General features: G+C 62.7%; 23 protein-coding genes and 1 tRNA gene. 6 read left to right on the forward strand and 18 right to left on the reverse strand.

Going from position 1 to position 22210, the window contains the following annotated elements; all coding sequences use genetic code 11:
* Nucleotides 1–3 precede the first annotated feature (3 nt).
* Both SFY93_RS23490 and SFY93_RS23495 read right to left on the reverse strand, forming a co-directional pair.
* Nucleotides 4–642, reverse strand: a complete 639-nt coding sequence (locus SFY93_RS23490; RefSeq protein ID WP_320444811.1) for a hypothetical protein — start codon at nucleotides 640–642, stop codon at nucleotides 4–6.
* The gene (locus SFY93_RS23495) at nucleotides 639–1400 is read right to left on the reverse strand and encodes a MotA/TolQ/ExbB proton channel family protein (RefSeq protein ID WP_231080120.1); all 762 of its coding nucleotides are present in this window, start codon (nucleotides 1398–1400) and stop codon (nucleotides 639–641) included. Before SFY93_RS23495 ends, SFY93_RS23490 begins: the two co-directional genes overlap by 4 nt.
* A gap of 194 nt (nucleotides 1401–1594) precedes the next feature.
* Between SFY93_RS23495 and SFY93_RS23500 the strand changes: the two genes are divergently transcribed.
* Nucleotides 1595–2974, forward strand: coding sequence for a sensor histidine kinase (locus SFY93_RS23500; RefSeq protein ID WP_320444812.1), 1380 nt, complete (start codon nucleotides 1595–1597; stop codon nucleotides 2972–2974).
* The gene (locus SFY93_RS23505; protein WP_320444813.1) at nucleotides 2971–3621 is read left to right on the forward strand and encodes a response regulator; all 651 of its coding nucleotides are present in this window, start codon (nucleotides 2971–2973) and stop codon (nucleotides 3619–3621) included. Before SFY93_RS23500 ends, SFY93_RS23505 begins: the two co-directional genes overlap by 4 nt.
* A 178-nt stretch (nucleotides 3622–3799) precedes the next feature.
* Here SFY93_RS23505 and SFY93_RS23510 read toward each other — a convergent pair whose 3' ends face one another.
* From SFY93_RS23510 to SFY93_RS23525, 4 genes are all read right to left on the reverse strand, one after another.
* Complete coding sequence (locus tag SFY93_RS23510) at nucleotides 3800–4018, reverse strand: DUF3126 family protein (RefSeq protein WP_068736180.1); 219 nt, start codon at nucleotides 4016–4018, stop codon at nucleotides 3800–3802.
* 170 nt (nucleotides 4019–4188) lie between these two features.
* Complete coding sequence (gene cysE, locus SFY93_RS23515) at nucleotides 4189–5016, reverse strand: serine O-acetyltransferase (protein ID WP_320444814.1); 828 nt, start codon at nucleotides 5014–5016, stop codon at nucleotides 4189–4191.
* 225 nt (nucleotides 5017–5241) lie between these two features.
* A complete protein-coding gene (locus tag SFY93_RS23520) occupies nucleotides 5242–5994 on the reverse strand; it encodes an alpha/beta fold hydrolase (protein ID WP_320444815.1) in 753 nt (250 codons plus the stop codon).
* Nucleotides 5995–6061: 67 nt separating this feature from the next.
* Nucleotides 6062–7270: a hypothetical protein gene (locus SFY93_RS23525; protein WP_320444816.1), complete on the reverse strand. Its 1209-nt coding sequence runs from the start codon at nucleotides 7268–7270 to the stop codon at nucleotides 6062–6064.
* A 229-nt stretch (nucleotides 7271–7499) separates the two neighbouring features.
* Between SFY93_RS23525 and SFY93_RS23530 the strand changes: the two genes are divergently transcribed.
* Nucleotides 7500–7745 (forward strand): zinc-finger domain-containing protein, encoded by a 246-nt coding sequence (locus SFY93_RS23530; RefSeq protein WP_089265655.1) that lies wholly within the window; start codon nucleotides 7500–7502, stop codon nucleotides 7743–7745.
* A gap of 9 nt (nucleotides 7746–7754) precedes the next feature.
* Nucleotides 7755–8921, forward strand: a complete 1167-nt coding sequence (locus SFY93_RS23535) for an FAD-dependent monooxygenase (RefSeq protein ID WP_320444817.1) — start codon at nucleotides 7755–7757, stop codon at nucleotides 8919–8921.
* Between the two features lie 11 nt (nucleotides 8922–8932).
* Here the strand turns inward: SFY93_RS23535 and SFY93_RS23540 are convergent, their stop codons facing one another.
* The 10 genes from SFY93_RS23540 to SFY93_RS23585 form a co-directional block, all read right to left on the reverse strand.
* Nucleotides 8933–9349 (reverse strand): twin-arginine translocation pathway signal, encoded by a 417-nt coding sequence (locus SFY93_RS23540; protein WP_320444818.1) that lies wholly within the window; start codon nucleotides 9347–9349, stop codon nucleotides 8933–8935.
* 82 nt (nucleotides 9350–9431) lie between these two features.
* Nucleotides 9432–9518, reverse strand: a tRNA-Leu gene (locus tag SFY93_RS23545).
* 77 nt (nucleotides 9519–9595) lie between these two features.
* Nucleotides 9596–10360, reverse strand: coding sequence for a DeoR/GlpR family DNA-binding transcription regulator (locus tag SFY93_RS23550; protein WP_320444819.1), 765 nt, complete (start codon nucleotides 10358–10360; stop codon nucleotides 9596–9598).
* Nucleotides 10361–10508: 148 nt separating this feature from the next.
* A complete protein-coding gene (gene pdxA, locus SFY93_RS23555) occupies nucleotides 10509–11510 on the reverse strand; it encodes a 4-hydroxythreonine-4-phosphate dehydrogenase PdxA (RefSeq protein ID WP_320444820.1) in 1002 nt (333 codons plus the stop codon).
* Entirely contained in the window at nucleotides 11507–12757 is a 1251-nt protein-coding gene (locus tag SFY93_RS23560) for a four-carbon acid sugar kinase family protein (RefSeq protein ID WP_320444821.1), read from the reverse strand. The genes pdxA and SFY93_RS23560 overlap by 4 nt, the downstream gene beginning before the upstream one ends.
* Nucleotide 12758: 1 nt before the next feature.
* Complete coding sequence (locus SFY93_RS23565; RefSeq protein ID WP_320444822.1) at nucleotides 12759–13787, reverse strand: 2-keto-3-deoxygluconate permease; 1029 nt, start codon at nucleotides 13785–13787, stop codon at nucleotides 12759–12761.
* Between the two features lie 275 nt (nucleotides 13788–14062).
* Nucleotides 14063–15019 (reverse strand): PDR/VanB family oxidoreductase, encoded by a 957-nt coding sequence (locus SFY93_RS23570; RefSeq protein WP_320444823.1) that lies wholly within the window; start codon nucleotides 15017–15019, stop codon nucleotides 14063–14065.
* Nucleotides 15016–15537 (reverse strand): MOSC domain-containing protein, encoded by a 522-nt coding sequence (locus SFY93_RS23575; protein WP_320444824.1) that lies wholly within the window; start codon nucleotides 15535–15537, stop codon nucleotides 15016–15018. The genes SFY93_RS23570 and SFY93_RS23575 overlap by 4 nt, the downstream gene beginning before the upstream one ends.
* Before the next feature lie 87 nt (nucleotides 15538–15624).
* Complete coding sequence (locus SFY93_RS23580) at nucleotides 15625–16941, reverse strand: MFS transporter (RefSeq protein ID WP_320444825.1); 1317 nt, start codon at nucleotides 16939–16941, stop codon at nucleotides 15625–15627.
* 158 nt (nucleotides 16942–17099) lie between these two features.
* Complete coding sequence (locus tag SFY93_RS23585) at nucleotides 17100–17447, reverse strand: RidA family protein (protein ID WP_320444826.1); 348 nt, start codon at nucleotides 17445–17447, stop codon at nucleotides 17100–17102.
* A gap of 329 nt (nucleotides 17448–17776) precedes the next feature.
* On the opposite strand from SFY93_RS23585, the gene SFY93_RS23590 reads away from it, so the two are divergent.
* Nucleotides 17777–18340 carry a helix-turn-helix domain-containing protein gene (locus tag SFY93_RS23590; RefSeq protein ID WP_068736144.1) on the forward strand — a complete coding sequence of 188 codons (564 nt, stop codon included), beginning with the start codon at nucleotides 17777–17779 and terminating at the stop codon, nucleotides 18338–18340.
* Nucleotides 18341–18449: 109 nt separating this feature from the next.
* Here SFY93_RS23590 and SFY93_RS23595 read toward each other — a convergent pair whose 3' ends face one another.
* The gene (locus SFY93_RS23595) at nucleotides 18450–20075 is read right to left on the reverse strand and encodes an ABC transporter substrate-binding protein (RefSeq protein ID WP_320444827.1); all 1626 of its coding nucleotides are present in this window, start codon (nucleotides 20073–20075) and stop codon (nucleotides 18450–18452) included.
* A 169-nt stretch (nucleotides 20076–20244) separates the two neighbouring features.
* On the opposite strand from SFY93_RS23595, the gene SFY93_RS23600 reads away from it, so the two are divergent.
* On the forward strand, nucleotides 20245–20475 hold the full coding sequence (locus SFY93_RS23600) for a hypothetical protein (RefSeq protein WP_320444828.1): 231 nt from the start codon (nucleotides 20245–20247) through the stop codon (nucleotides 20473–20475).
* Here SFY93_RS23600 and SFY93_RS23605 read toward each other — a convergent pair.
* Entirely contained in the window at nucleotides 20472–22091 is a 1620-nt protein-coding gene (locus SFY93_RS23605; RefSeq protein WP_320447834.1) for an ABC transporter substrate-binding protein, read from the reverse strand. The two genes, SFY93_RS23600 and SFY93_RS23605, sit on opposite strands and share 4 nt — an antisense overlap.
* Nucleotides 22092–22210 lie beyond the last annotated feature (119 nt).

The following is a 22210-nucleotide window of genomic DNA, read 5'->3' on the forward strand; positions in this document are numbered from 1 at the left end:
GCTTCATCCAGCCTTGCGCTCCCTGTACCGCTTGTTCAGCATCTGCACGAGCGATGTCTGGTCGTGATTGACCTCGGTAACATTGCCGGTCTTGTCCATGATGAAGCGCACCGCGGTTGTCTCGGCGCCGCCATGATCGACATTGACGGTGTCGTAGTGCACCACCTGTACTTTCGGATTCAGTTTCTCGACCTTGACCGTCACTGGCACTGGCTGTCCGGTCAGCGCCGCGAAATGGTAGATGTTGACGATGTACTCGCCGGCCACGATGCCGCGCAGGCTGACGATCTCCTGCCGGATCGGCGAGAGCACCTTCTGGCCGTTGACCATGATGAAATCGTTGAGCCCGCCGCGATCATCGCGGTCGAGCACCATGAAGCCGGTCTCACGCCGCCGGTACCACACAATATTGCCGATCGGGTCCTGCACGAACATGTCGATGTCGTCCGGGTGCTTGTCGGGCCAGCTCACCGTGATCAAAAACTCCAGCTTGGGATCGACCTTGCCTTCGTCGTCATGGGTCTTGATCGCCAGCAGCGCGATGAAGAACAGGAAGGCGATCACCTGCAGCGCCTTGAACAGCATGACGCCGAGCGGATCGAACGGTGCTTCCTTGCCAGAGAATTCAAACTCGTCGATCACTTCGCGTGCTCCGCTTCACGTTCGAGCAGCGACACGGCGTGGACGTCGATGACGCCGACGGCAAAGGCGAACAGTTTGGCGGTTGCGTCCTCCAGCATGTAATACTGGATGCGGATCAGGATCGAACCGATCAGCCCCGCCAGCGTGGTATACATCGCCACCGCCATGCCCTCGCTCATCAGGTTCATGGAGGCCTTGATGGCGCCCTGATTGCCGGTGTCGAGGCCGGCGATCGGCGCCAGCATCATGATGAAGCCAACTATCGTGCCGATCAGGCCGAGTTTCATCAGCGTGTCGCCGGCAAAGCCGCCGAAGCCGTTCGAGCCACGCAAATTTCCGGCGAGACGACGCAGCAGCAGCGTCTGGTCGAGCTGCCGACCGCTCTGCAGTGCGGACTTCACGGCGAGGTCGCGGATATGCGACGCCATCAGGCCTTTCGGTAACGCACCGACGCCGTCGATCGCAACACCGTCGCCGGCCACGACGATGCGTTGGCCGCCCTCCGCGAATAGCTCCGCTGCACCCCGCGCCGCATCGGCTTCGCGCGACACCGCGATCAGACGCCACAGGCAATGCAGCGACGCACCGAAATAGAGCAGTACGATCACTGACGAGATATAGGTGCGATCGACGGCAAGCATCTGCCGCACCAGGCCATAGTGCCAGAGCAGAACCGCGGCGAACAGACAGAGCCCGGTAAAGATCAACCAGTGCAGCAGCGGCGCGCGATCTGCCGGATCGAGATGATGCCGGCTCACCACATGTCCCTCCTGCTGGTTGTTTCACCGATCACGATCGGCGGTTGGCTTCAATCTGCCGCCTGTACGACTGAGCCTCCAAGGGCATCGCACCCGCCACATACCGGGCAAATTGCCCAAACGATGCAGAACCGCTTGCCAGACCGCGGTGCGTGCCGCTTTAATATCAATGTCTCACCGCGGGGAATGCGATCATGCGCCTGCTGATACATCTCGTTCTTCGTCTCGTCGCCGTGGTGCTGCTCTGTCTGGCCTGTACGATCGGATGGATTCTGGTCGATGCGCGCCGCACCATCGAGGCCGACACCGCCGCCTCCGCCGACCGCGTCGCGACAACCCTGCAGAACCTGTACTGGCGCGAATTGCTGTGGCGCGACGGCACTTACCGCGATGCACTGCTGCCGCTGCCGGACTGGAAATCCGTTGCGACCATGAAGGTGATCGCGCCAGGCGTATGCATTGACTTCCGGCTCGGTAGCGCGCCGCCCTTCGACCTGTGCAGCCAGACCGAAGACATCGGCAGCCCGGCGCCATCATGGTTCGTCAGTCTCTACGGCGCGCTATTCGGGCCACATGCCACGGAGACGCGGCCGCTGACCGTGCGGCAGCGCGATGCCGGCACCGTGCAAGCCCGTGTCGACCCAGCCGCCGCCGTGCGTCAGGCATGGCGGCAGGTGACCGTGATGGTCAGCATCGCCGCGGCGATGGCGCTGGGCATCAGTCTGCTCGCGATCCTCCTGATCGGCCATGCACTGATGCCGGCCCGGAGCATCATACGCGGCCTGCGCCGCCTCGAACATGGTGACCACCGCCATCGCCTGCCCGCTTTCGGCGCCACCGAATTCAGCCATATCGCCCGCGCCGTCAACGATCTCGCCGGCCGTCTCGCGGCCACCACTGCCGAACGCGTCGCACTAACCAAACGACTGTTTCAGGTACAGGAAGAAGAACGCCGCGCACTGGCGCGCGATCTGCACGACGAGTTCGGCCAGTGCCTCACCGCCACCGCGGCGCTCGCCGCAGCCATCGAGACCGGCGCCACGCCGTCCCGTCCCGATCTGGCCGACGATGCCCGCGCCGTCGCCCGCATCACGGGCCAGATGATGACTACGCTGCGCAGCGCGCTGGCGCGGCTGCGCTCGCAGGATCTCGAGGAACTGGGATTGCAGGCCAGCCTTGTGCAACTGGTGGCGCAGTGGAATGCAAGCACAACGCGGCGCGCCGTGTTTCATCTCGACGTAACCGGCGATCTCACCGCCGTCCCCGCAGAAGCCGCCGTCAACATCTACCGCATCGCGCAGGAGTGCCTCACCAACGCCGCCCGCCACGGCCGGCCGCAGCACGTTCATCTCCGCGTCAGCCACGGAGAAGAGGCCCGCGATGCCGTCGCCCTCAGTGTCGAGGATGACGGCGGCGGCGACGCCAGGCACGCCCACACCGCCTCCGGCCACGGCATTCTCGGCATCCGCGAACGCATCGCAGCGCTTGGCGGCAGCCTGTCGATCGCCCCGGCGGCACACGGTATCCGCGTGGCCGCGGTGATTCCGCTGCTGCCACGACAAGCGGCGGCATGACCGCCATCAGCATCCTGTTGGTCGACGACCATCCGGTGGTGCGCGAAGGCTATCGCCGGCTACTGGAGCGGCAGATCGGTTTTCGCGTGAGCGCCGAGGCCGAGGATGCCGCTGCGGCCTATCGCGCCTATCAGGCAGAGCGCCCGGACGTGGTGGTCATGGATCTGTCGCTGCCCGGCCCCGGCGGGCTGGAAGCGATCCGGCATATCCGGCAATGGGATCGCACCGCGCGCCTGCTGGTCTTCACCATGCATGCGAGCGCCGCGTTCGCGCTGAAAGCGTTCGAGGCTGGCGCCTGCGGCTACATCACAAAGAGCAGCGCGCCGCACGAACTGGTGCGCGCCATCGCCACCGTCGCCCGCGGCGGACGCGCATTGAGCGAAGACATCGCGCGCGAAATCGCCAGCGAGCGGCTCGGCAACGAACGGTCGCTGGTGGAAGATCTCGGGCCGCGCGAAACGGAAATCCTGCGGCTGGTGGCGTCAGGCTGGACCACGGAACAGATCGCGACATCGCTCAATCTGAGCACCAAGACCGTGCAGAATTATCACTACCAGATCAAATCGAAGATCGGCGCGCGCACCGACGCGCACCTGGTCTGGCTTGCCACCGCCGCCGGCCTGGTCGCACCGGACGACGCAGCCTAGAGCGTTTTCGAGCGCAGTGGGTACCGGTTCGCATCAAGAAAACGCGTCAAAACAAAAAGCTAGAGCCTCGGTTCTGATTCTATCAGAACCGAGGCTCTAGCGTGTGATGCACAGAGCGCAAGGGCCTGCGCTGCGCTCGCGTGAGCTCGCCGCCGCCAAGCGGAGGCAAGGCGCAACCTCAGCCGTTATCGACGAGGTCTTCTTCGAGGATCGCCATCTGGAACTGGAACGAGCGATCATCGTCTTCGTCATCGACGAACAGCACACCGATGAATTCTTCGCCGATATAGACTTCGGCGGAGTCGTCCTTCTTCGGGCGCGGCACCACGCGAAGCTTCTGGTTGCCGAACACGCGCTTGAGATAGGCGTCGAGCTTTCTGACTTCCTGAACGTCCACAGGTGTCTCCAATGCAGTTGATGTCTGTTGAGCTGATGGAGAGAAGCTTTAATGCGAGATGACGGCCACGGCTAGGCCGTTTCTCGAAAAATCACGCCATCCCACAGGTGAACGAAAACGCGTGCGAAATCAGTGCTTGAAAATCACAAGCCCAAAATCACAGGCACACATCAGAGCCCGATCGCGTTCAGCATCTGGTTCATGGTGCGCGACGGCTCCGCACAACCAGCCTCACCGACGATCTTCGCAGGCACGCCGGCCACGGTAACGTTGTGCGGCACCGGCTTGACGACGACCGAGCCCGCCGCGATGCGCGCGCAATGGCCGACCTCGATATTGCCGAGAATCTTGGCGCCGGCGCCGATCAGCACGCCATGGCGAATCTTCGGATGACGGTCCTCGTTTTCCTTGCCGGTGCCACCGAGCGTGACGCCATGCAGGATCGAGACATCGTCTTCAATGACCGCGGTCTCACCCACAACGAAGCCGGTCGCGTGATCGAGAAAGATTCCGCGGCCGATTTTCGCGGCAGGATTGATGTCGGTCTGGAAGGCCGCCGACGAGCGGCTTTGCAGATACCATGCAAAGTCCTTGCGGCCCTTGTTGTGGAGCCAATGCGCCAGACGATGCGCCTGGATGGCGTGGAAGCCCTTGAAGTACAGCAGCGGATCGATGAAGCGCGTCGTGGCTGGGTCGCGGTCGAACACCGCGACTAGATCGGCGCGGAAAGCGTTACCCAAGTCGGGCTCGTCGCGCAGTGCTTCGTCGAAGGTCTGGCGGATCAGGTCGCCGGACAGCGCCGCATGATCGAGACGTTCGGCAACGCGGTGCACCACCGAATCTTCCAGACGGTTGTGATGCAGCACGGTCGAATAGATGAAGGATGCGAGTTCAGGCTCGCGATGGACGATGTCTTCCGCCTCGGAACGGATCCGATCCCAGATCGGATCCAGCGTTGCGAGTTTTGAATTCTGCGGATTGATGCTCTGCACGGCCATGGCGGACTCGCAATTCCCTGAATAGAGCGTCGATTATAGCACAAGACGCGTCGCTGTCGTGACGCCGCTGATGCCATCGTGAACGGTGGCTTACCCGGCAATCGCCCGCTAACACATTGAAAGTGCAGACATTCCGGGGACGACTCCACCCCGCCCACAAACCGGGCGTGCATCAGAAGTGGGCGCTCGTGTGATCAAAACAAGATGCGCCCCCGCCAATTATTATCACGGGCGGCGGGACAGGAAATCCAGCACGCCTTCCTTGTAAACGCGATCGCCGACCGCCCGCATGTGATCGCGGTTCGGGATATCCAGCACTTCAGAGCCGGCGATGACCTTCTGCAACTCCTGCGCGGAGCCGCTGATCTCGTCCGTCGTTCCCACCGCGATCAGCAGCGGCACCTTGATGGCGGCGGCTTCCTCATTCGTCATCAGCCGGCGCGAACCGCGCAGACAGGCTGCGAGCGCGCGGCGATCCGAACGGGTCTGATCGGCGAACGCGCGAAACGTACGCCCCACGGGATCGGTGACGTCATCGAGCGAATCCGCCTCGAGCGCGAGGGCGACATTCTCGCCGGGACCGCCGCCGTTGATGAGGCCGATGCCGAGACCGCCGAAGATCGCGCTGCGGATCAGTTCGGGATGGCTATAGGCGATATAGGCGGTGATGCGCGCGCCCATCGAATAACCCATCATATCGGTGCGCGCGATACCAAGATGTGCGAGCAGCGCGCGCACGTCGGCGGCCATCGCACCGATGCTGTATTGTTCGGAATCGTAGAGCTTGCTGGAATCACCATGGCCGCGATTGTCGAGCGCGATGACGCGGCGATTGTGCTTCTTCAATTCCGACACCCAGGTCGGATAGACCCAGTTGACGTTCTTGCTCGATGCAAAGCCATGCACGAGAACGATCGGATCGCCCTCGCCTTCATCGAGATAAGCAATTTCGACAGCGCCGTTGTGAAAGCTCGGCATCCAGAATTCCGTTACGATTGAGAGATGGGGTGATTGAGAGAATGAATGGTGATGGGAAGCGCGCAGTTTACCCGTGGACGAGCACCGGCGCCAGTGAGTGAGCCGGCGCGGGATGGCGGAGAGCCATGTCCCTGAGTAATGCGTCCTTGCGTGAGATGTCCTGCAGCAGAGCATCCTGTCGTACCGCCAGGTCGCGGCGCGCGCGCCTCGCCTTGGAGCGCTGCAGCCACGACCAGGTGATGCGCTCGGTGGTTGCCTTGATCGACACGACAAATCCAAGCAGCGCGAACAATGCCCAGAACACCCACATCGAAAGATTGAACGCGCCAGCCGCCAGCAGCAGCGCACCGCGGCCGAACATCTTCATGATGGCGCGGGTCTGACCGCCTTTGACTTCGGCGAGTCGCGCCGCGCGCCTAACATCCTTGGGGCTCTGGGCGATGCGCAGCGTATCGAGCGCGCCGCGCGTGCCAGCCTTCTCGCCGACGCGGCCGACATCCCCGGCGAGGCGGACGATGCCGCCAGCCTTCTCGGTGCGGAACGCCGCCTTCACCGCGGTGATGGTTTGGCTTGGCCGCAATATGGAGGCATCGGCCACGGCGGCGCGCAGCATCGGCCCATCCACCACGCCGCGCGCCGAACGCGCCGCCCAGGTGGTGAGCCCCTCGCCGATCCGTCCGACCTTGCGCGCATCCTTCACCAGCGTGAGGCCCGCGCGCACGGGCGCGACGCCGCCGACGCTGACATAGGTCGCGGCGGTCACAGCGAGACCTGCAGCAGCAAGGCCGAGAATGAGGTGATCGGTGTCCTCACCCATCGCCATGTGCTTGCCTTCGCGCACGACGTCGCGGATATCGCCGAATACGAACAGATCGCCGGCGACGGTGCCGGACAGGCTGCCGACATCGTCGGCATTGCCGGTGACAAAGCCATTCGCAAAGCGGCTGGCGAAATGGGACGCCGAATTCTCGTCCGCAACCGCCTCGGTCACGCGCCTGGCGAGGTCGTCCGGCAGTTGAACATTTCTGGCAGCCGCAACATCAGCAAAGCTTTTGGCGAGGTCGGCATCCCTGGCCGCGAGCGCCTCCTCGATATTACGGGCGAGCACTGCGGGATCATTCCGTAATGCAGAGCTGAGTTGCGCATCGGCCAGAGCGACCGGGTCATCCTGGGCGGCCAGCACGGCGCCGGCATCGCGGGCATGCGGCAGCAACAGCAGGCCGGCGGTCGCGCAGACCGCTACCCCCGTCAAAGCTGTGTCGAGCCGGAACCACATGGCGGAAAACCCTATCCTTGCACCTCTTTAGAAATGGTGCGTCACATCGTGGACACAACTGCCCCGACGAAAGAAGGGCTATTCGGAGACACCCGAATTGTGTCGAATTTGTACGGATGAATGACCCCTGCGCGGTCTAGGAATCATGGTTCCGGACCAGTATGGTGCGCCGCACTGAATGGCGCGCCGGCTCATACGCCCGCGGCTGTTGCGAGCAAAGGTAGAGAAGATGTCCGACCACGTGGTTCCGCACTTTCACAATGACGCCGGCGTTCCGATCATCGAGATCGGCTCGCAGGAATTCATGTGCGTGGGTGCAAATCCGCCGTTCGACCATCCGCATGTCTTCCTCGATCTCGGCAACGACAACGAGATCATCTGCCCGTATTGCTCGACCTTGTATCGCTTTGCCGCCGATCTCGGCGCCGGCCAGTCACGTCCGCCGGAATGCGTGGTGAAAGACAAGGTTGCCTGATTTCCGGCCGTGACGGCGCCGCGCACCATCGTCATCGCTGGTGCGGGCATCGGCGGACTGACGGCCGCACTCGCGCTAGCCGCCCGGGGTTTTCGCGTCATCATCTGTGAGAAGACCGGACGGCTCGAAGAGGCCGGCGCCGGGCTGCAGCTCTCGCCCAATGCGACCCGCATACTGATCAACCTCGGCCTGCAACCGCGCCTTGCGCCCCATGTCACGACGCCCGCCAGTGTAAGCATCATGACCGCGCGCAGCGGCGGCGAGGTGATCCGCCTGCCGCTCGGCAGCACCCGCGATGACGCGCCCTACTGGCTGGTGCATCGCGCCGATCTGCAATCGGCCTTGCTCGGCGCGGTCACGGCGCATCCCGACATTGAACTGCGCCTCGGTTGTCCCGTGGACAACCTCCGCGCCACGCCCGCCGGTATCATCGTCAACGGCGAGTCGGCGCTGGCCTTGATCGGCGCCGATGGCGCGTGGTCTTTCGTGCGACGGCAATTGTTTCCCGAAACGCAGCCGCACTTCTCCGGTCTCATCGCCTGGCGCGGGACGCTGGAAACGAGTCGGCTGAAAAGCGACTTGATCCCCCATGGCGTCCAGCTCTGGATGGGGCCGAAGGCCCATCTCGTTGTCTATCCGGTGTCATCGGGCGAGCGGATCAACATGGTCGCCATCATGCCCGGCGCGGTGATGCAGCCCGGCAGCAGCGACATCGGCGACGCCAGCGAGATCAGGCGGCACCTTGCAGGGTCGTGCTGGCCAGCCAATGCACGCGCCATGATCGAGAGCGTCGATAACTGGCGGCGCTGGCCACTGTTCACACTGCCGGACGGCGGCATGTGGCACGAGGGATCCGTGGCGCTGCTCGGCGATGCCGCCCATGCGATGCTGCCTTTCGCCGCGCAGGGCGCAGGCATGGCCATCGAGGATGCGGCGGTGCTGGCGCAATGCCTTGGCACGGCTGGCCACGATGCCGCAGGGATTGCGCCGGCATTGGCGCGCTACGCCCAGCTACGCCAGCCGCGCGTCTGCCTGATACAGCGCACCGCCCGGCAATCCGGGCAGATCTATCATCTGCGCGGACCCATGGCGCTGGCGCGCGACCTCGCCATGCGCGCGCTCGGTGCAGGACGTCTGCAGGCGCGGCAGGACTGGATCTACGACTGGAAACTCTGATCCTGACAGGCTCAGGAGCGGGCGCCAGCGCGCTTGCGCGGCGTAATGGGTTCTGACGCTGCCGGCGCTTTCGGCGGACTGGCCACACACTTGCTCTTCTGCCAGTTCTCTTCCGCCAGCTTGGCCTGCGCACGCGTCGAGATGTAATCGTTGCGATAAGCGAGTTCGCTGACCACCGCTCCACCCGTGCCGGTCTGCGCCTTGTCGATCAGCCCCTGCAATTCGGCCGTCCGCGTCGCAAGCGTCTTGCGCTCGGTCTCAAGCTGCGGGCAGTCATAGAGGTCATATTTCGCAGGATCGACAAAGGCGCCCGACACCATGCCATCGCCCATGCTGGCGCAGCCGCCGAGGTAGCCGGCAAGGACGAGCAACGATGCCATCGCGGCAGCGCGCATCGGCAGGCGAGAACGGGAAGAAGATGCGATCATCGGGACTTTCTAGCCGGGCAGGATTGAAGTTGCGTAAAGCAGCCGCCGGTGGCCGGATTGAGGCCGAAGTTCCCCTGAAGGCTGGTGCGGACGGCGGGAATCGAACCCGCACGACGTTGCCATCGAGGGATTTTAAGTCCCTTGCGTCTACCAGTTCCGCCACGTCCGCGCTGGCACCTACTTAGCCGGTTTTCGCCGCAAGTCGATCCCATATCCGCCTGGCGCCAGAACACGCATAAAGCCCCGCTACGCCCCCGCCACGACGATATGCGCCCCTGCACTCTCCATCAGCCTGCGCTGCTCCGCCGAGGCACCGGCGCCCGTCACCAGCGTCCAGCGCGGCGGCAACGGCGCCCAGGCGTCCTGTTCGGCGCGGCCGAGCTTGCCGGCGTCGGCGAGCACGATGACCTCCTTGGCCTGCTGCATCATCAGGGACTTCAAGGCGACCTGATCGAGGTCGGCCTCGCACAACCCGCGGCCGCTCACGACACCGTCGGCGCTCATGATGGCGCGGTCGGCAGTGAGCCGGCGCAGTCCCTCACTGGCCAGTGGCCCCATGGTGCTCATGCTCGTCGATCGCAGCGCGCCGCCGAGCACCACGAGTTCGATGCTTGGTGCCTTGGCGAGAAACGGCAGCAGCGCGATATTGTTGGTGATGATGCGCAAGCGGCGCTGCAGCAGCAGCTTGCCGAATGCCGCGACCGTCGATCCCGCATCGAGGATCAGCGTGTCGCCGTCCTCGATCAGGTCGATCGCGGCGCGCGCGATGGCCTGTTTTTCCTTGCCCTGCACCGCGAAGCGCTGGTCGAGCGTGGTTTCTGCGACGTGACCGGTGAGAATCGCGCCACCGTAAGTGCGGCGCACCGCATTGTTCTTCGAGAGATGCTGCAGGTCGCGCCGCACGGTGGACCCGGACACACCGAAGCGCCGCGCGAGATCGTCGACATCGATCTCGCCGGCATTCAGCGCGTCCAACAGGCGTGAGCGACGTTCCTTGTTGCGCATCGACATCTAACCTCAGCCAATCAAGCTGGTATTTACCAGCGTTTCGTCATGGCCGGGCAGCGCGAAGCGAGCTTCGCTTGACGTCCCGGCCGTCTACGTCTTCGAAGTAACAAGACGTGGATGCCCGGCACAAGGCCGGGCATGACGGAGATTGTCAGGCCGCCTTGGATCCCGGTGCGAGATCCACCGCCTGCCGCAAGGCCTCGAGAAGGCTGCGCTCATCGGCGATACCCTTGCCGGCGATGTCGAAGGCGGTGCCGTGATCGACCGAGGTGCGGATGACCGGCAGGCCGACCGTGATGTTCACGCCGGATTCCAAGCCCAACACCTTGATCGGACCATGGCCCTGATCGTGATACATCGCGACCACCATGTCGTAGTCGCCGCGGCCGGCGAGGAAGAACAGCGTATCGGCCGGCAGCGGACCGCGGACATCCCAGCCCTTCTTCTGGCAGACTTCGACGGCCGGCGTGATCTTCTCGGCTTCCTCGCCGTAGCCGAACAGGCCGTTCTCGCCGGCATGCGGATTGATCGCGCAAACGCCGATCTTCGGATTCTTGATGCCCGCCTTGACCAGCACCTCATGGCCACGCGTGATGACGCGTTCGACCAGGCCGGGCTCGATCTTCTTGATGGCGTCGATCAGGCCGATATGCGTCGTCACGTGAATGACGCGCAGCTTCGGCGACACCAGCATCATCGACACTTCCGGCGTGCCGGTCAGATGCGCGAGCAGTTCGGTATGCCCAGGATATTTGTGGCCGGCTGCATGCAGCGCTTCCTTGGACAGCGGCGCCGTGCAGATGCCCTGCGCGATGCCGGCCTGAACGATCTCGACGGCCTTCTCGATGAAACGGTAAGCCGCCTCGCCTGCGATCGGAGAGTTTTGTCCGAACGGCAAATCGTCGGGAACGATCTTCAGATCCACGCACTGGACGTTTTTCGACGCAAAATTCGCAGCCTTTGCGTCGGTCAGTGAGTCGACGCCGATCCTGGCGCCGACGATCTCACCGGCCTTGCGCAGGCGATTGGCGTCACCGATCACCAGCGGATTGCACATCGCGAGCATTTCCGGATGGGCAAAGGCTTTCATGATCACTTCGGGGCCGATGCCTGCAGGATCGCCCATGGTGATCGCAATGGTCGGACGGGTCATGTGAAGCTTCCTTGAGTTCGGACGGTGTGAAGACGTTCGCGAATTTTGATCAGGCTGTTCTCGTCGCCAAAGGCGCCTGCCTTGGTGGCAATCGGAACTGATAGTGCGCCAAGCGTAAGACCCAGCGAGACGCCGGGCTCGATCTCGTCGGCCAGACGGATTCCGTTGACACCGAAGCGCGACAAGAGTGCCGCCGCGGTCTCGCCGCCGGTTGCGGCAAATGCGCCGATGCTGGACGCCACTGGCATCAGCGCATCGGCGAGATTTTGCGCGAGCTGCGGGCCGAGCGACATTTTCGGATTGTCATCCATCACGATCTCGACCAGGACATCGCCGCCTGCGGTCAGTCCTTCGGTCACACGCGCGGCGAGCGCCGCCTGTCCCACCTTGTTGCCGAGCAAGACTTCAGGTGTGACAGGCAGATGGGTGACGGTGCCGCTCGCGACGAGCTTGCGCGCTGCGGAGCGCGATGCACCGGCGAGCGAGCCGACAACGATCAATGTGCCATATGTGCTGGGCGGAATTTCGAGCGTCTCGACAGAGCTGGCGTCATCGAGCTCAGCCAGTGCATGCGCAAGGCCGGCGCTGCCAATAAACACTGTCGCCGGCGAAATCTTCAGGCTGGCTTCGGCGATCAGATGCAGATCGTGCTCGGTCTCCGCATCGCAGATCGCAACGACGTTGTCCTCGGACGCGATACGCGCCAAGTGAGCCTTGAGATGGCCGCCGCGGATCGTCGCAAGCAGGACCTTCTCGCTGCGAACGCCTGCCGAGGCCAGCACATCGGCGATATCGGCATTGTCGTAAGTGTGATCGCGCTTCCAGACCTCGGCCTCTTCAAGTGGACGGCCGCCGACCACAACACGGCCATCGATCGTGATGCGGTTCGTCGCCGGAAAGGCTGGCGCGAAGATGCCGAAGGCCGAACCCGACTGCGCCTTGAGATGCGCCAGCGCAGCGGCCGTCTCGGAAGCCGGCTGGCCGCGCAGCGTCGAGTCGATCTTCTTGAACAGGAGCCGGTCCGGCTCCATCAATTGTTGCAACACGTCGGCGTGGCGACGCGCAGCGGCCTCGGCCGTCAGGCCGCGGCTCGCTGCATCATAGGAGATAACCGGATGCTGGCGATCCCCGGCACTTGCGACGTCGCCCCAAGTCACGGCAGCCGCAAGGCCCCGGCGACCGAAGGCGATGGCGCAGTCTGCTGCACCGGTGAGATCATCGGCGAGGATCAACCAGCGTCCCGCCATCTTAGTGCCCAGCCACTGGTGCGGGTGCTGCGACGCTTGGCGCGGCAGGCGTCGTCGCCTCTTCGCCCGGCTCGACATCACGGCCGACAATGCCCGCCACCCATGAGGTGAGGATCGGCGTCAGGATCGCTGTCACGACCACGCAGGCCGCGATGAGGATGGTCGCCGGGCCGGCAGCAGCCGCATAGGCCGGATTGGCCGCAGCGACGATCGCAGGCACAGCCGCCGCATTGCCGGCGGTCGACGCTGCAGCAACACCCGCAACGCCGTTGCCGCCGGTGAGACGGTCAACGAAGAACAGCGGGATGCCGGTCACGATCACGACGGCAACGCCCATGCCGACGCCAAGCAGACCCGCCTGCCAGACCTGCGTCAGGTTCAGGCCGGTGCCGAGCGCGAAGGCGAAGAACGGGATCATCACAGGCACGGCCTTGCTGAGGAAGTCACGCAGCTCGCGATCGAGATTACCAAGGATCATGCCGGCCACCAGCGGCAGGATCGCGCCGACGAGCGCGGGCCACTGGAACGACGACAGACCGGCAACGCCGAGCGTCACCATGGTGAGGAACGGACCGCTTTCCAGCGTCATGATGCTGTAGGCACCGACGTCGCGCGGGCGACCATACTGGCCCATCAGCGCCATGTAGAGACCGCCATTGGTGTCGTTCATGGCGGCGACGATCGCCAGCGTCGAGACGCCTGCGAAAATGCCGGCGGTGACCGGCGCTTCACCGAGGAAGCGGCCGAAGATCAGGCCCAAGATAATTGCGGTACCGACCTTCACGATCATCAGGGCGCCGCCCTTCTTCACGATGTAAGGCGTCGCCTTGAAGTCGATGCTCGCACCCATGCACACATAGAACACGGCGAGAATGCTGAGAGCGCCGCCGGAGAACAGCGCGCCGGTGAAGGAGCCGAAGAATTTCGGGGTGTTGGGGGCAAAGGTCGCGAACAGCGCGCCGATCAGCAGCGGCACGGTCATCATGCCGCCCGGCACCTTCTCAATCGCCCGCTTAATTGGAATCTGCATGGTTATTTCCTTCCCGCGCCGTGCGCATCACTGATTATTCTGCGCAATTTCCCTCAGGAGCCCCTGCGCACACCGCCCGATATGCGCAAATTACGCAGACATCAAACACTTTTTGCGCACTTTGCGCAATTTCTAAGAATTAGTTAAGCCATCAAGGTATGTTTGTAAGCCATCCAAAGCGGGCGTTCGCTGACCGGAACGCCGCGCCCCTCGATTGAACGCAAACAGGCGGCAACGGATGACCGTTGCCGCCTGTTTGGCTGTCAGATCGGACGTCAGAGATCGAGAACCAGACGATCCCCAGCGGAACCCGCCACGCAGACCAGCAGGCTGCGTTCGCGCTCCGCCGGCGACAGCACGCGGTCGCGATGCACCGGCTGCCCTTCCAGCCAGTCCACCTTGCAGGAGCCGCAGATGCCGCCGCAGCAGGATGCCGGCACGTCGATGCCGATATCTGTCAGCGCCGACAGCATGGTCTGTCCTGCAGCCACGGTGATTTCCCGGTTCGATTTTGCGAGCGCGAGCACATAGGGCTTGGCGTCGGGATCGATCGGCAGCGGCGGCGGCACGAAGCGCTCGATATGAACGCGATCGGCGGGCCAGTCGCGTGATGCCTGTTCGAAGTCGTCGATCATGCCGTCGGGACCGCAGCAGGCAAGCGCGACATCCGACAGTGGCCGGCCGACCAGTGCCGCAATATCCGGGCGCTGCCCACTCGACGTGTCGTGAATCACCACATGACCGGACTTGCGCAGCGGCGCGAGCAGATCGGCGAGTGGCGGCTCACCGCGCGCAATCATGTGCAGCGTGAATTTCGAACGGCCCATGCGCTTGAGCCAGGCCGCAGCCGAGAGGAACGGCGTCACGCCGATGCCGCCGCCGATGAAGGTGAAGCGCGTCACATCCGCGGACAGATCGAGCCCGCCGCGGGGCAGCGTCACGCCGATGGTGTCGCCGACCTTGACCTCGTCATGCAGCACGATCGAGCCGCCCCGCCCTTCGGCCTCGCGTTTCACCGCAACGACATAGCGCTTGTTATCGGCCGGATCGTTGCAGAGCGAATAGGTCCGCACCAATCCGCGGGGTAGATGCAGATCGATATGCGCGCCCGGCCGGAACGGCGGCAGCTCCCAGTGATCGGGATCGACCAGCGAGAACAGCTTGATGCCCCGGCCGCCGTCCTCGACCGTGTCGACGATGGTCCTGACTTTAGTAATCGGCACCGCGCTCATTGCATGTTCCGCACGGCATCGCCGACGCGCACGATGCCGCCCTGCAGGATCCTGCAGTTGAGGCCGGAGCGGTTGATCAGCGGATCGAAGATCGCCTTGCCGGTGATCTCCTCGATATGCCGGCACGGGATCGACAGCCGCGTGGACTCCAGCAGCGTCTCGCCGAGCCAGAACTGGCGACCGACCAGATGCGTTAGCGGTACGCCGGATACGGTGACATTGCGGCGATGCTCCTCGGGACCGAGATCGATATTGTGATCCCGCTTGAGCGCTACCAGCGTCTCGTATTCAAACAACGTGACCTGACGCCCTTCTTCGGGCTTGTGCGAGTAGAACCCCTCCTCACGGCCGATCATGTAACGATCGCCCTCGATGCCCTTGCCGGCGATCAGTGTGAGTTCTGGCATTTCACGCATCGGCAGGAAAGCGCGCGGTGTGATGTGGAGATGGCGCACCACGCCAGTCCATGACGGGACCACGGCGCCGGGTACAGGTTTGGCAGTCAACGTATCGAGCATCGCTCATATCCCTTCTGCGGAAATCATCATCGCAGTCATTGATGGGCAGGCATATGGGGCGGCAGCCGTGCTGCCGCCCCATTGCCGTCAGGTCAGTTCCTTGTTCGCCATTTCCGGCGCAAAGGACGTCGCAATCGCGGTGATGCAGGCGCAGAAGATCAGGAACACCGACACCGGCCAGGTCGCACCGGCCCAGGTCATCAGCGACGCCGCGATCAACGGGCTGAGACCGCCAGAGATCGCCGCTCCGACCTGGAAGCCGAGGGAGGCACCGCTATAGCGCAGCTTCGCGGTGAACAGCTCCGAATACCAGGGCGCACCGATGCCGAACATCACCATCTGGCCGAACGAGATTGCGACGACGATGGTGAGGATCACGATGGTCGGATCACGCGTATCCAGCAGCCAGAACATCGGGAATGCGAAAGCCGCGCAAAAGAGGCAGCTCGCATAGAACATCGCCTTGCGACCGACCTTGTCCGACAGCCAGCCAAAGAACGGGATCGAGAACAGCGCAACGAAGGATGCGATGAAGGCGCCGTTCAGCACCAGCCCGCGCGACAGGCCGAGCTTCGATGTCGCATAGGACATGATGAACACGCCAGCGATCGAGGCATAGGCGATTTCCGAGATCTTCAGACCGACGGCGGTGAAGAACGGACGGCGGTGATATTTGAAGATTTCCACGATCGGCATCTTGGCGACTTCGTTCTTGGCCTTAAGGGCGCGGAACGCCGGGGTCTCTTCCATGCTCATGCGGATCCAGAGGCCGACGCCGACCAGCAGGATCGACAGCAGGAACGGAATGCGCCAGCCATAGCTCATGAAATCTTCTTCGGGCAGTTGCGACACCAGCGCGAACATGCCGATGGCCGCGAGATTGCCGACGGGATTGCCGACCTGCACCATGCTGCCGAGGAAACCTCGTTTATGCGTGGGACAATTCTCGACCACCATCAGGACCGCCCCGCCCCACTCGCCGCCAAGGCCGATGCCCTGCAGGAAGCGCAGCGCGATGAGCAGGATCGGCGCCGCGATTCCAATTTGTGCATAGGTCGGCAGCAGGCCGATGGCGAAAGTGCCGAGGCCCATCACCATGATTGTAATCGCGAGCATCGCCTTGCGGCCAACGCGGTCGCCATAGTGACCGAAGATCGCCGCGCCGAGCGGACGCGCGAGGAAGCCGACAGCATAGGTGCCGAAGGCTGCAATAGTTGCGAGCGCCGGATCGCCGGCCGCGAAGAATACCTTGTTGAAGACCAATGCGGTCGCGGCACCATAGATCAGGAAGTCGTACCACTCGACGGCGGTGCCGATCACGCTCGACCAAACGATCTTGCGCAACACTGCGTCGTCGGGATGGTCGGCGGTCGTAACGGCATTGAATTCTTCTGCGACGGTCATCGTTCACTCCTTCAAAAGACATGTTCAGTTTCAGGCGCATGGGCTCGTTCCGTGCCACGACATCTCGCGGCGCGGTCCGGGTCTTCTCGTGAACTTTCGCTGTTGCTTCAGTCGCCCCAGCGCAGGCGGTGGTGATGCCTAAGGAATGGCAGCGATTCCTAGTGAATCGCAGCGATGGCTGCGATCTCGACGCGGATCGACGGATTGGCGAGCCGTGCTTCGACGCAGGCGCGCGCGGGCGATGCGCCTGCCGGCACCCACTCATCCCAGACCGTATTGAAAGCCGCGAAATCCGCGATGTTCGGCAGCCACACCGTGGCGCTCAGGATCGATGACTTGTCGGTGCCGGCTTCGCCGAGCAGTGCATCGATCTTGGCGAGCACTTCGGCGGCCTGTGCCTCGACACCGACAGACAGATCGTCCGGCACTTGTCCTGCGAGATAAACGAGACCACCATGAACAGTGGCCATGCTGAGCCGCTTACCGGGCTTCAAACGCTTGATCATATATCTGCCTTCGTGTCGTTTTCTGAGGACATATTCCCGTCATCAAAATCCAACATGTTTACTGACAGAAATCAACGTCACGAAAATCGGCATCTGACGCCTAAATCGGCAAAAGGCAGCCGATGCACATAACGCAGGCTAAAAATCGGCATCTCCCGGCGCTTTTGCCTAAATTATCCTTGCTCGTGCTGGAAATATCTGCAGCAATGTTTTCCTGTAGAAACACTCCGGCATCGCTCTGGAGCTCTTTCAAAGAGATCAGCGAGACGGCCCTTCCACCATCGCCGCGCGCCCTCTAAAAGGACAAGCACCTCATCAGGAGATCGACGTTGCTCGACGTCAGCAAGAATGCGGTTGGCTTCAACCTGCGCCAGCTACGCACCACCAAGGGACTGACGCTGGATCAGCTCGCCACCCAGAGCGAACTGACGCGCGGCTACATTTCCCTCGTCGAGCGCGGCCTGAAAACGCCGTCGGTCAATGCGCTGCTGCGCCTCGCCGCCGCGCTCGATGTCAACGTCACCTATCTGTTCGACCCCAACCCAACGCCTGCCCCGCGCTACACGCTGTTCCGGCAGGACGAACAGCAAACGCCCATGCAGGACGACGGCGTCGATCTGCTGGCGCTGGCTGCGGGACGCACACGCAAGATGATGGAGCCGTTCCTGATCCGGCCGCCGCTGAAATTCGCGCCGCGCGCATCGCATGCGGGCGAAGAATTCCTGTTCGTCATATCAGGCAAGATGGCGATCAAGATCGAGGACGAAGAGATCGTCCTGAAGAAAGGCGACTGCCTGTACTTTTCCGGCGAGACACCGCACTGGGTGCGCAGCATCGGCAAGCCCAAGGCCGATGTGCTGCTCGTGGTGTCGGCGGCATCGCCCGAGCGGTAGTACCGGCCCATCCCCGTCATTGCGGGGTCATTCGCAAAAACAAAGACGCCGGCCTGATCACTCAGGCCGGCGCTCTCTTATTCAAACCTGCCCGCCGCAGCGGCGCCGGTTATTCCTTCTTGTCGATGTTCCAGAACACCGGGGTGGCGGCGCCCGGCAGCACGCCGGTCAGCGACTTCCGCCATATGCTGGGGATCCGGTATTCGCCAAGCGGCAGATACGCGACCTGCTCGAGCGCACGGGCCTGGACTTCCACAGCGGCAGCGTTCTGTTCCGCAGGCGTCGCTGCGCGCGCATACTTGTCGCGCAGTTCTTCGATCTTGGCATCCTCGAACCATCCGAACCAGCCGCCATTCTTGCCGCGGCCCGACGTCGAGACGTTGGAAACCGGGTTGAGAATGTCAGCAGCGACCCAATTGGTGAAGAACATGTTCCAGCCACCCTCCTTGACTGGCTTCTGGCTGGCGCGGCGGGTCACCACGGTCTGCCAGTCGGTCGCCTGCACTTCGACCTTGAAGCCGGCATCGCGCAACAACTGCGCCGCCACGATCGGCTGCGCCTTCAGCGTCGATACGTCGGTCGGCGCCATGATGACAACGGGGGTGCCATCATAACCGGATTCGGCCAACGCCTTCTTGGCTTCCGCCATACCGTTCCCCTTGACCAGCGTTTCCGCACCGACATCAGAGGCGTTCGGTGTGTTGCAGCCGAACATGGCACCACAGACCTTCATGTATTCGGGGGCGCCGATCAGAGCATCGAGTACCGGCTTCTGGTTCATCGCGAGGAAGGCCGCGCGGCGAACCTTGACGTTGTCGAAGGGAGGCAAAAGGAAGTTCATGCGGCCCAGCGTCTGGTAACCAAGCGTGTTCAGAACCTCGATCTTGAGGTCCTTGTCCTTGACGAGAATCGGCAGCAGGTCGTAGGGACCGTTCTCCATGAAATCGATGTCGCCGGACTGCAGCGCGTTCACCGCGGTCTGCGCATCGGGCATCGTGATCCATTCGACGCGGTCAACCTTGACGACCTTGCCACCGGCCGCCCAGCTCGCAGGCTCGGAGCGCGGCACGTAGTCCTTGTTCTTCTCATAGACCGCCTTCACGCCCGGCTGGAATTCAGCCTGCACGAACTTGAACGGACCCGAACCGATCTGCTCCGGAATGGCCTTGCCGGCGGGCGTCTCGGCGAGACGCTTCGGCATCATGAACGGCACCAGCGACGATGGCTTGGCGATCGAATCCAGCACCAGGCCGTAGGGCTCCTTGAGCGTCAGCACGATGGTCTTGGCGTCAGGGGCTTCGATGCTCTTGGTGAAGTCCATGAGCTTCTGGCCCATGCCGTCATTGCGGCCCCAGCGCTGCAGCGAAGCGACGCAATCTTCCGCAGTGACAGGTTTGCCGTCATGCCACTTCAGGCCGTCGCGCAGCGTGAAAGTGTAGACCATCTTGTCATCGGAGACCTTGTACTCCGCCATCTGCGGCTGGACTTTGAAGCTTGCGTCCATCGCCAGCAACGTGTCGTAAACCATGTAACCGTGATCGCGCACGATATAGGCGGTGGTGATGCCCGGATCGAGCACGCGCAGATCCGAGTGCATCACTGCGGTGATGGTCTTGCCGGCAGCATGCGCGGGCGACGACAGCACCGGCAGCGCCAGCGCAATTGCGAGGGCTACGCCCGGTAGCGTCAATTTCGTGAAGGCCGCAGAACGCTGCCAACGTGACATGTAGGACATTCGATCTCTCCTGACTTGAAACTGACCATCGGTCGATGATTGCTTGTGCAACGCGATAGAAATTTAGGCGCGACCACGCGTTGCCTTTATCTTTTAGACATCAAAGACTTGCATCAAGCGTGATGCGCGTCAATCGCGTTTTCCACGCGCTACATCCACATGCTGCAGAATGCATTCCAATGCACATCGTCAATTTGCAAAGGAGATTGCCCGCTACTGCCAAGTCACGCACGCAGTCAACGGCATGCTCGACCCCACTGCACGCGACATGGCAATCATGGGTGCGACCATCGAACGCATCGCTCGTGGAGAGGTCATTCGCAAAAACAAGAACGCCGGCCTGATCACTCAGGCCGGCGTTCTGTTACTTCACACGAACCGCGACAGCGGCGCCGGTTAGTCCTTCTTGTCGATGTTCCAGAACATCGGAATGGCAGCGCCCTGTGTGACGCCGGTCAGCGAGGTCCGCCAGATGCTCGGCACCTTGTATTCGCCGAGCGGGATGTAGATGACCTTGTCATAGATCTCCTTCTGGATCTCGGCGGCGAGCTTCTTCTGCTCTTCCGGCGTGGTCGCACGCGCATATTTGTCGCGCAGCATTTCCAGCTCGGCATCTTCGCTCCAGCCGAACCAGCCGCCATTGCTCTTGCCGCGGCCGGAGGTCGCGACATTGCTGATGGGATTGAGAATGTCGGCACCGACCCAGTTCGAGAAGAACATGTTCCAGCCGCCTTCCTTGACGGGCTTCTGGCTCGGACGACGGCTGAGCACCGTCTGCCAATCGGTGGCCTGCACTTCGACCTTGAAGCCGGCATTGCGGAGCAGTTGCGCCGCAACGATCGGCTGCGCCTTCAACGTGGTCACGTCGGTCGGCGCCATGATCACCACCGGCGTGCCGTCATAACCGGCCTCGGCGAGCAGCTTCTTGGCTTCCTCGACGCCATTGCCCTTCACAAGGCTTTCCGAACCGACATCCGTCGCATTCGGCGTGTCGCAACCGAACACCGCGCCGCAGACCTTGTAATATTTGGGATCGCCGACCAGCGCATCCAGCACCGGCTTCTGGCTCATTGCCAAAAATGCGGCACGGCGAATCTTCGGATTGTCGAAGGGCGGGTTAAGGAAGTTCATGCGGCCGAAGGTCTGGAAGCCCAGAGGGTTGAGCACTTCGATCTTAAGCTCCGGATCCTTCGCCAGGACCGGCAGCAGGTCGTAGGGACCATTTTCCATGAAGTCGATGTCACCCGACTGCAGCGCATTCACCGCGGTCTGTGCATCGGGCATGGTGATCCATTCGACGCGATCGACCTTCACCACCTTGCCGCCGGCCTGCCAGTCGGTCGGCTCGGAGCGCGGCTTGTACTCCTTGAACTTCTCGTAGACGGCCTTCACGCCGGGCTGGAATTCCGACTGCACGAATTTGAACGGACCCGAACCGACCTGCTCGGCGATCGCCTTGCCGGCGGGCGTCTCAGCCAGACGCTTTGGCATCATGAACGGCACCAGCGACGATGGCTTGGCGATCGAATCCAGAACGAGGCCGTAGGGCTCCTTTAGCGTCAGCACGATGGTCTTGGCGTCGGGCGCCTCGATGCTCTTGGTGAAATCCATGAGCTTCTGGCCCATGCCGTCATTGCGGCCCCAGCGCTGCAGCGACGCGGCGCAGTCTTCGGCGGTGACCGGCTTGCCGTCATGCCACAGCAGGCCGTCGCGCAGGGTAAATGTATAGACAAGCTTGTCGTCGGAGACCTTCCAGTCGGCCATCTGCGGCTTGATCTCGTATTTCGAGTTCATGCCGAGCAGCGTGTCGTAAACCATGTAGCCGTGGTCGCGGACGATATAACCGGTGGTGATACCGGGATCGATCACACGCAGATCGGAATGCATCACTGCAGTGATGGTCTTACCTGCAGCATGCGCGGGCGACGACAGCACCGGCAGCGCGAGCGCAACGACGACCGCCAGACCGGGCAGCGCAAATTTCGTGAAGGCCGCAGAATGCTGCCAACGTGACATGTAGGACACTCAATCTCTCCTGACTGGAATCTGACCATCGATCGATGATCGATTATGCAACGCGATAGAATTTTAGGCGCCTTCGCGTATTGCCTTTATCATTTAGGCTTCAAGGACTT

Source organism: Tardiphaga sp. 42S5 (assembly GCF_034044155.1).
GTDB lineage: Bacteria > Pseudomonadota > Alphaproteobacteria > Rhizobiales > Xanthobacteraceae > Tardiphaga > Tardiphaga robiniae.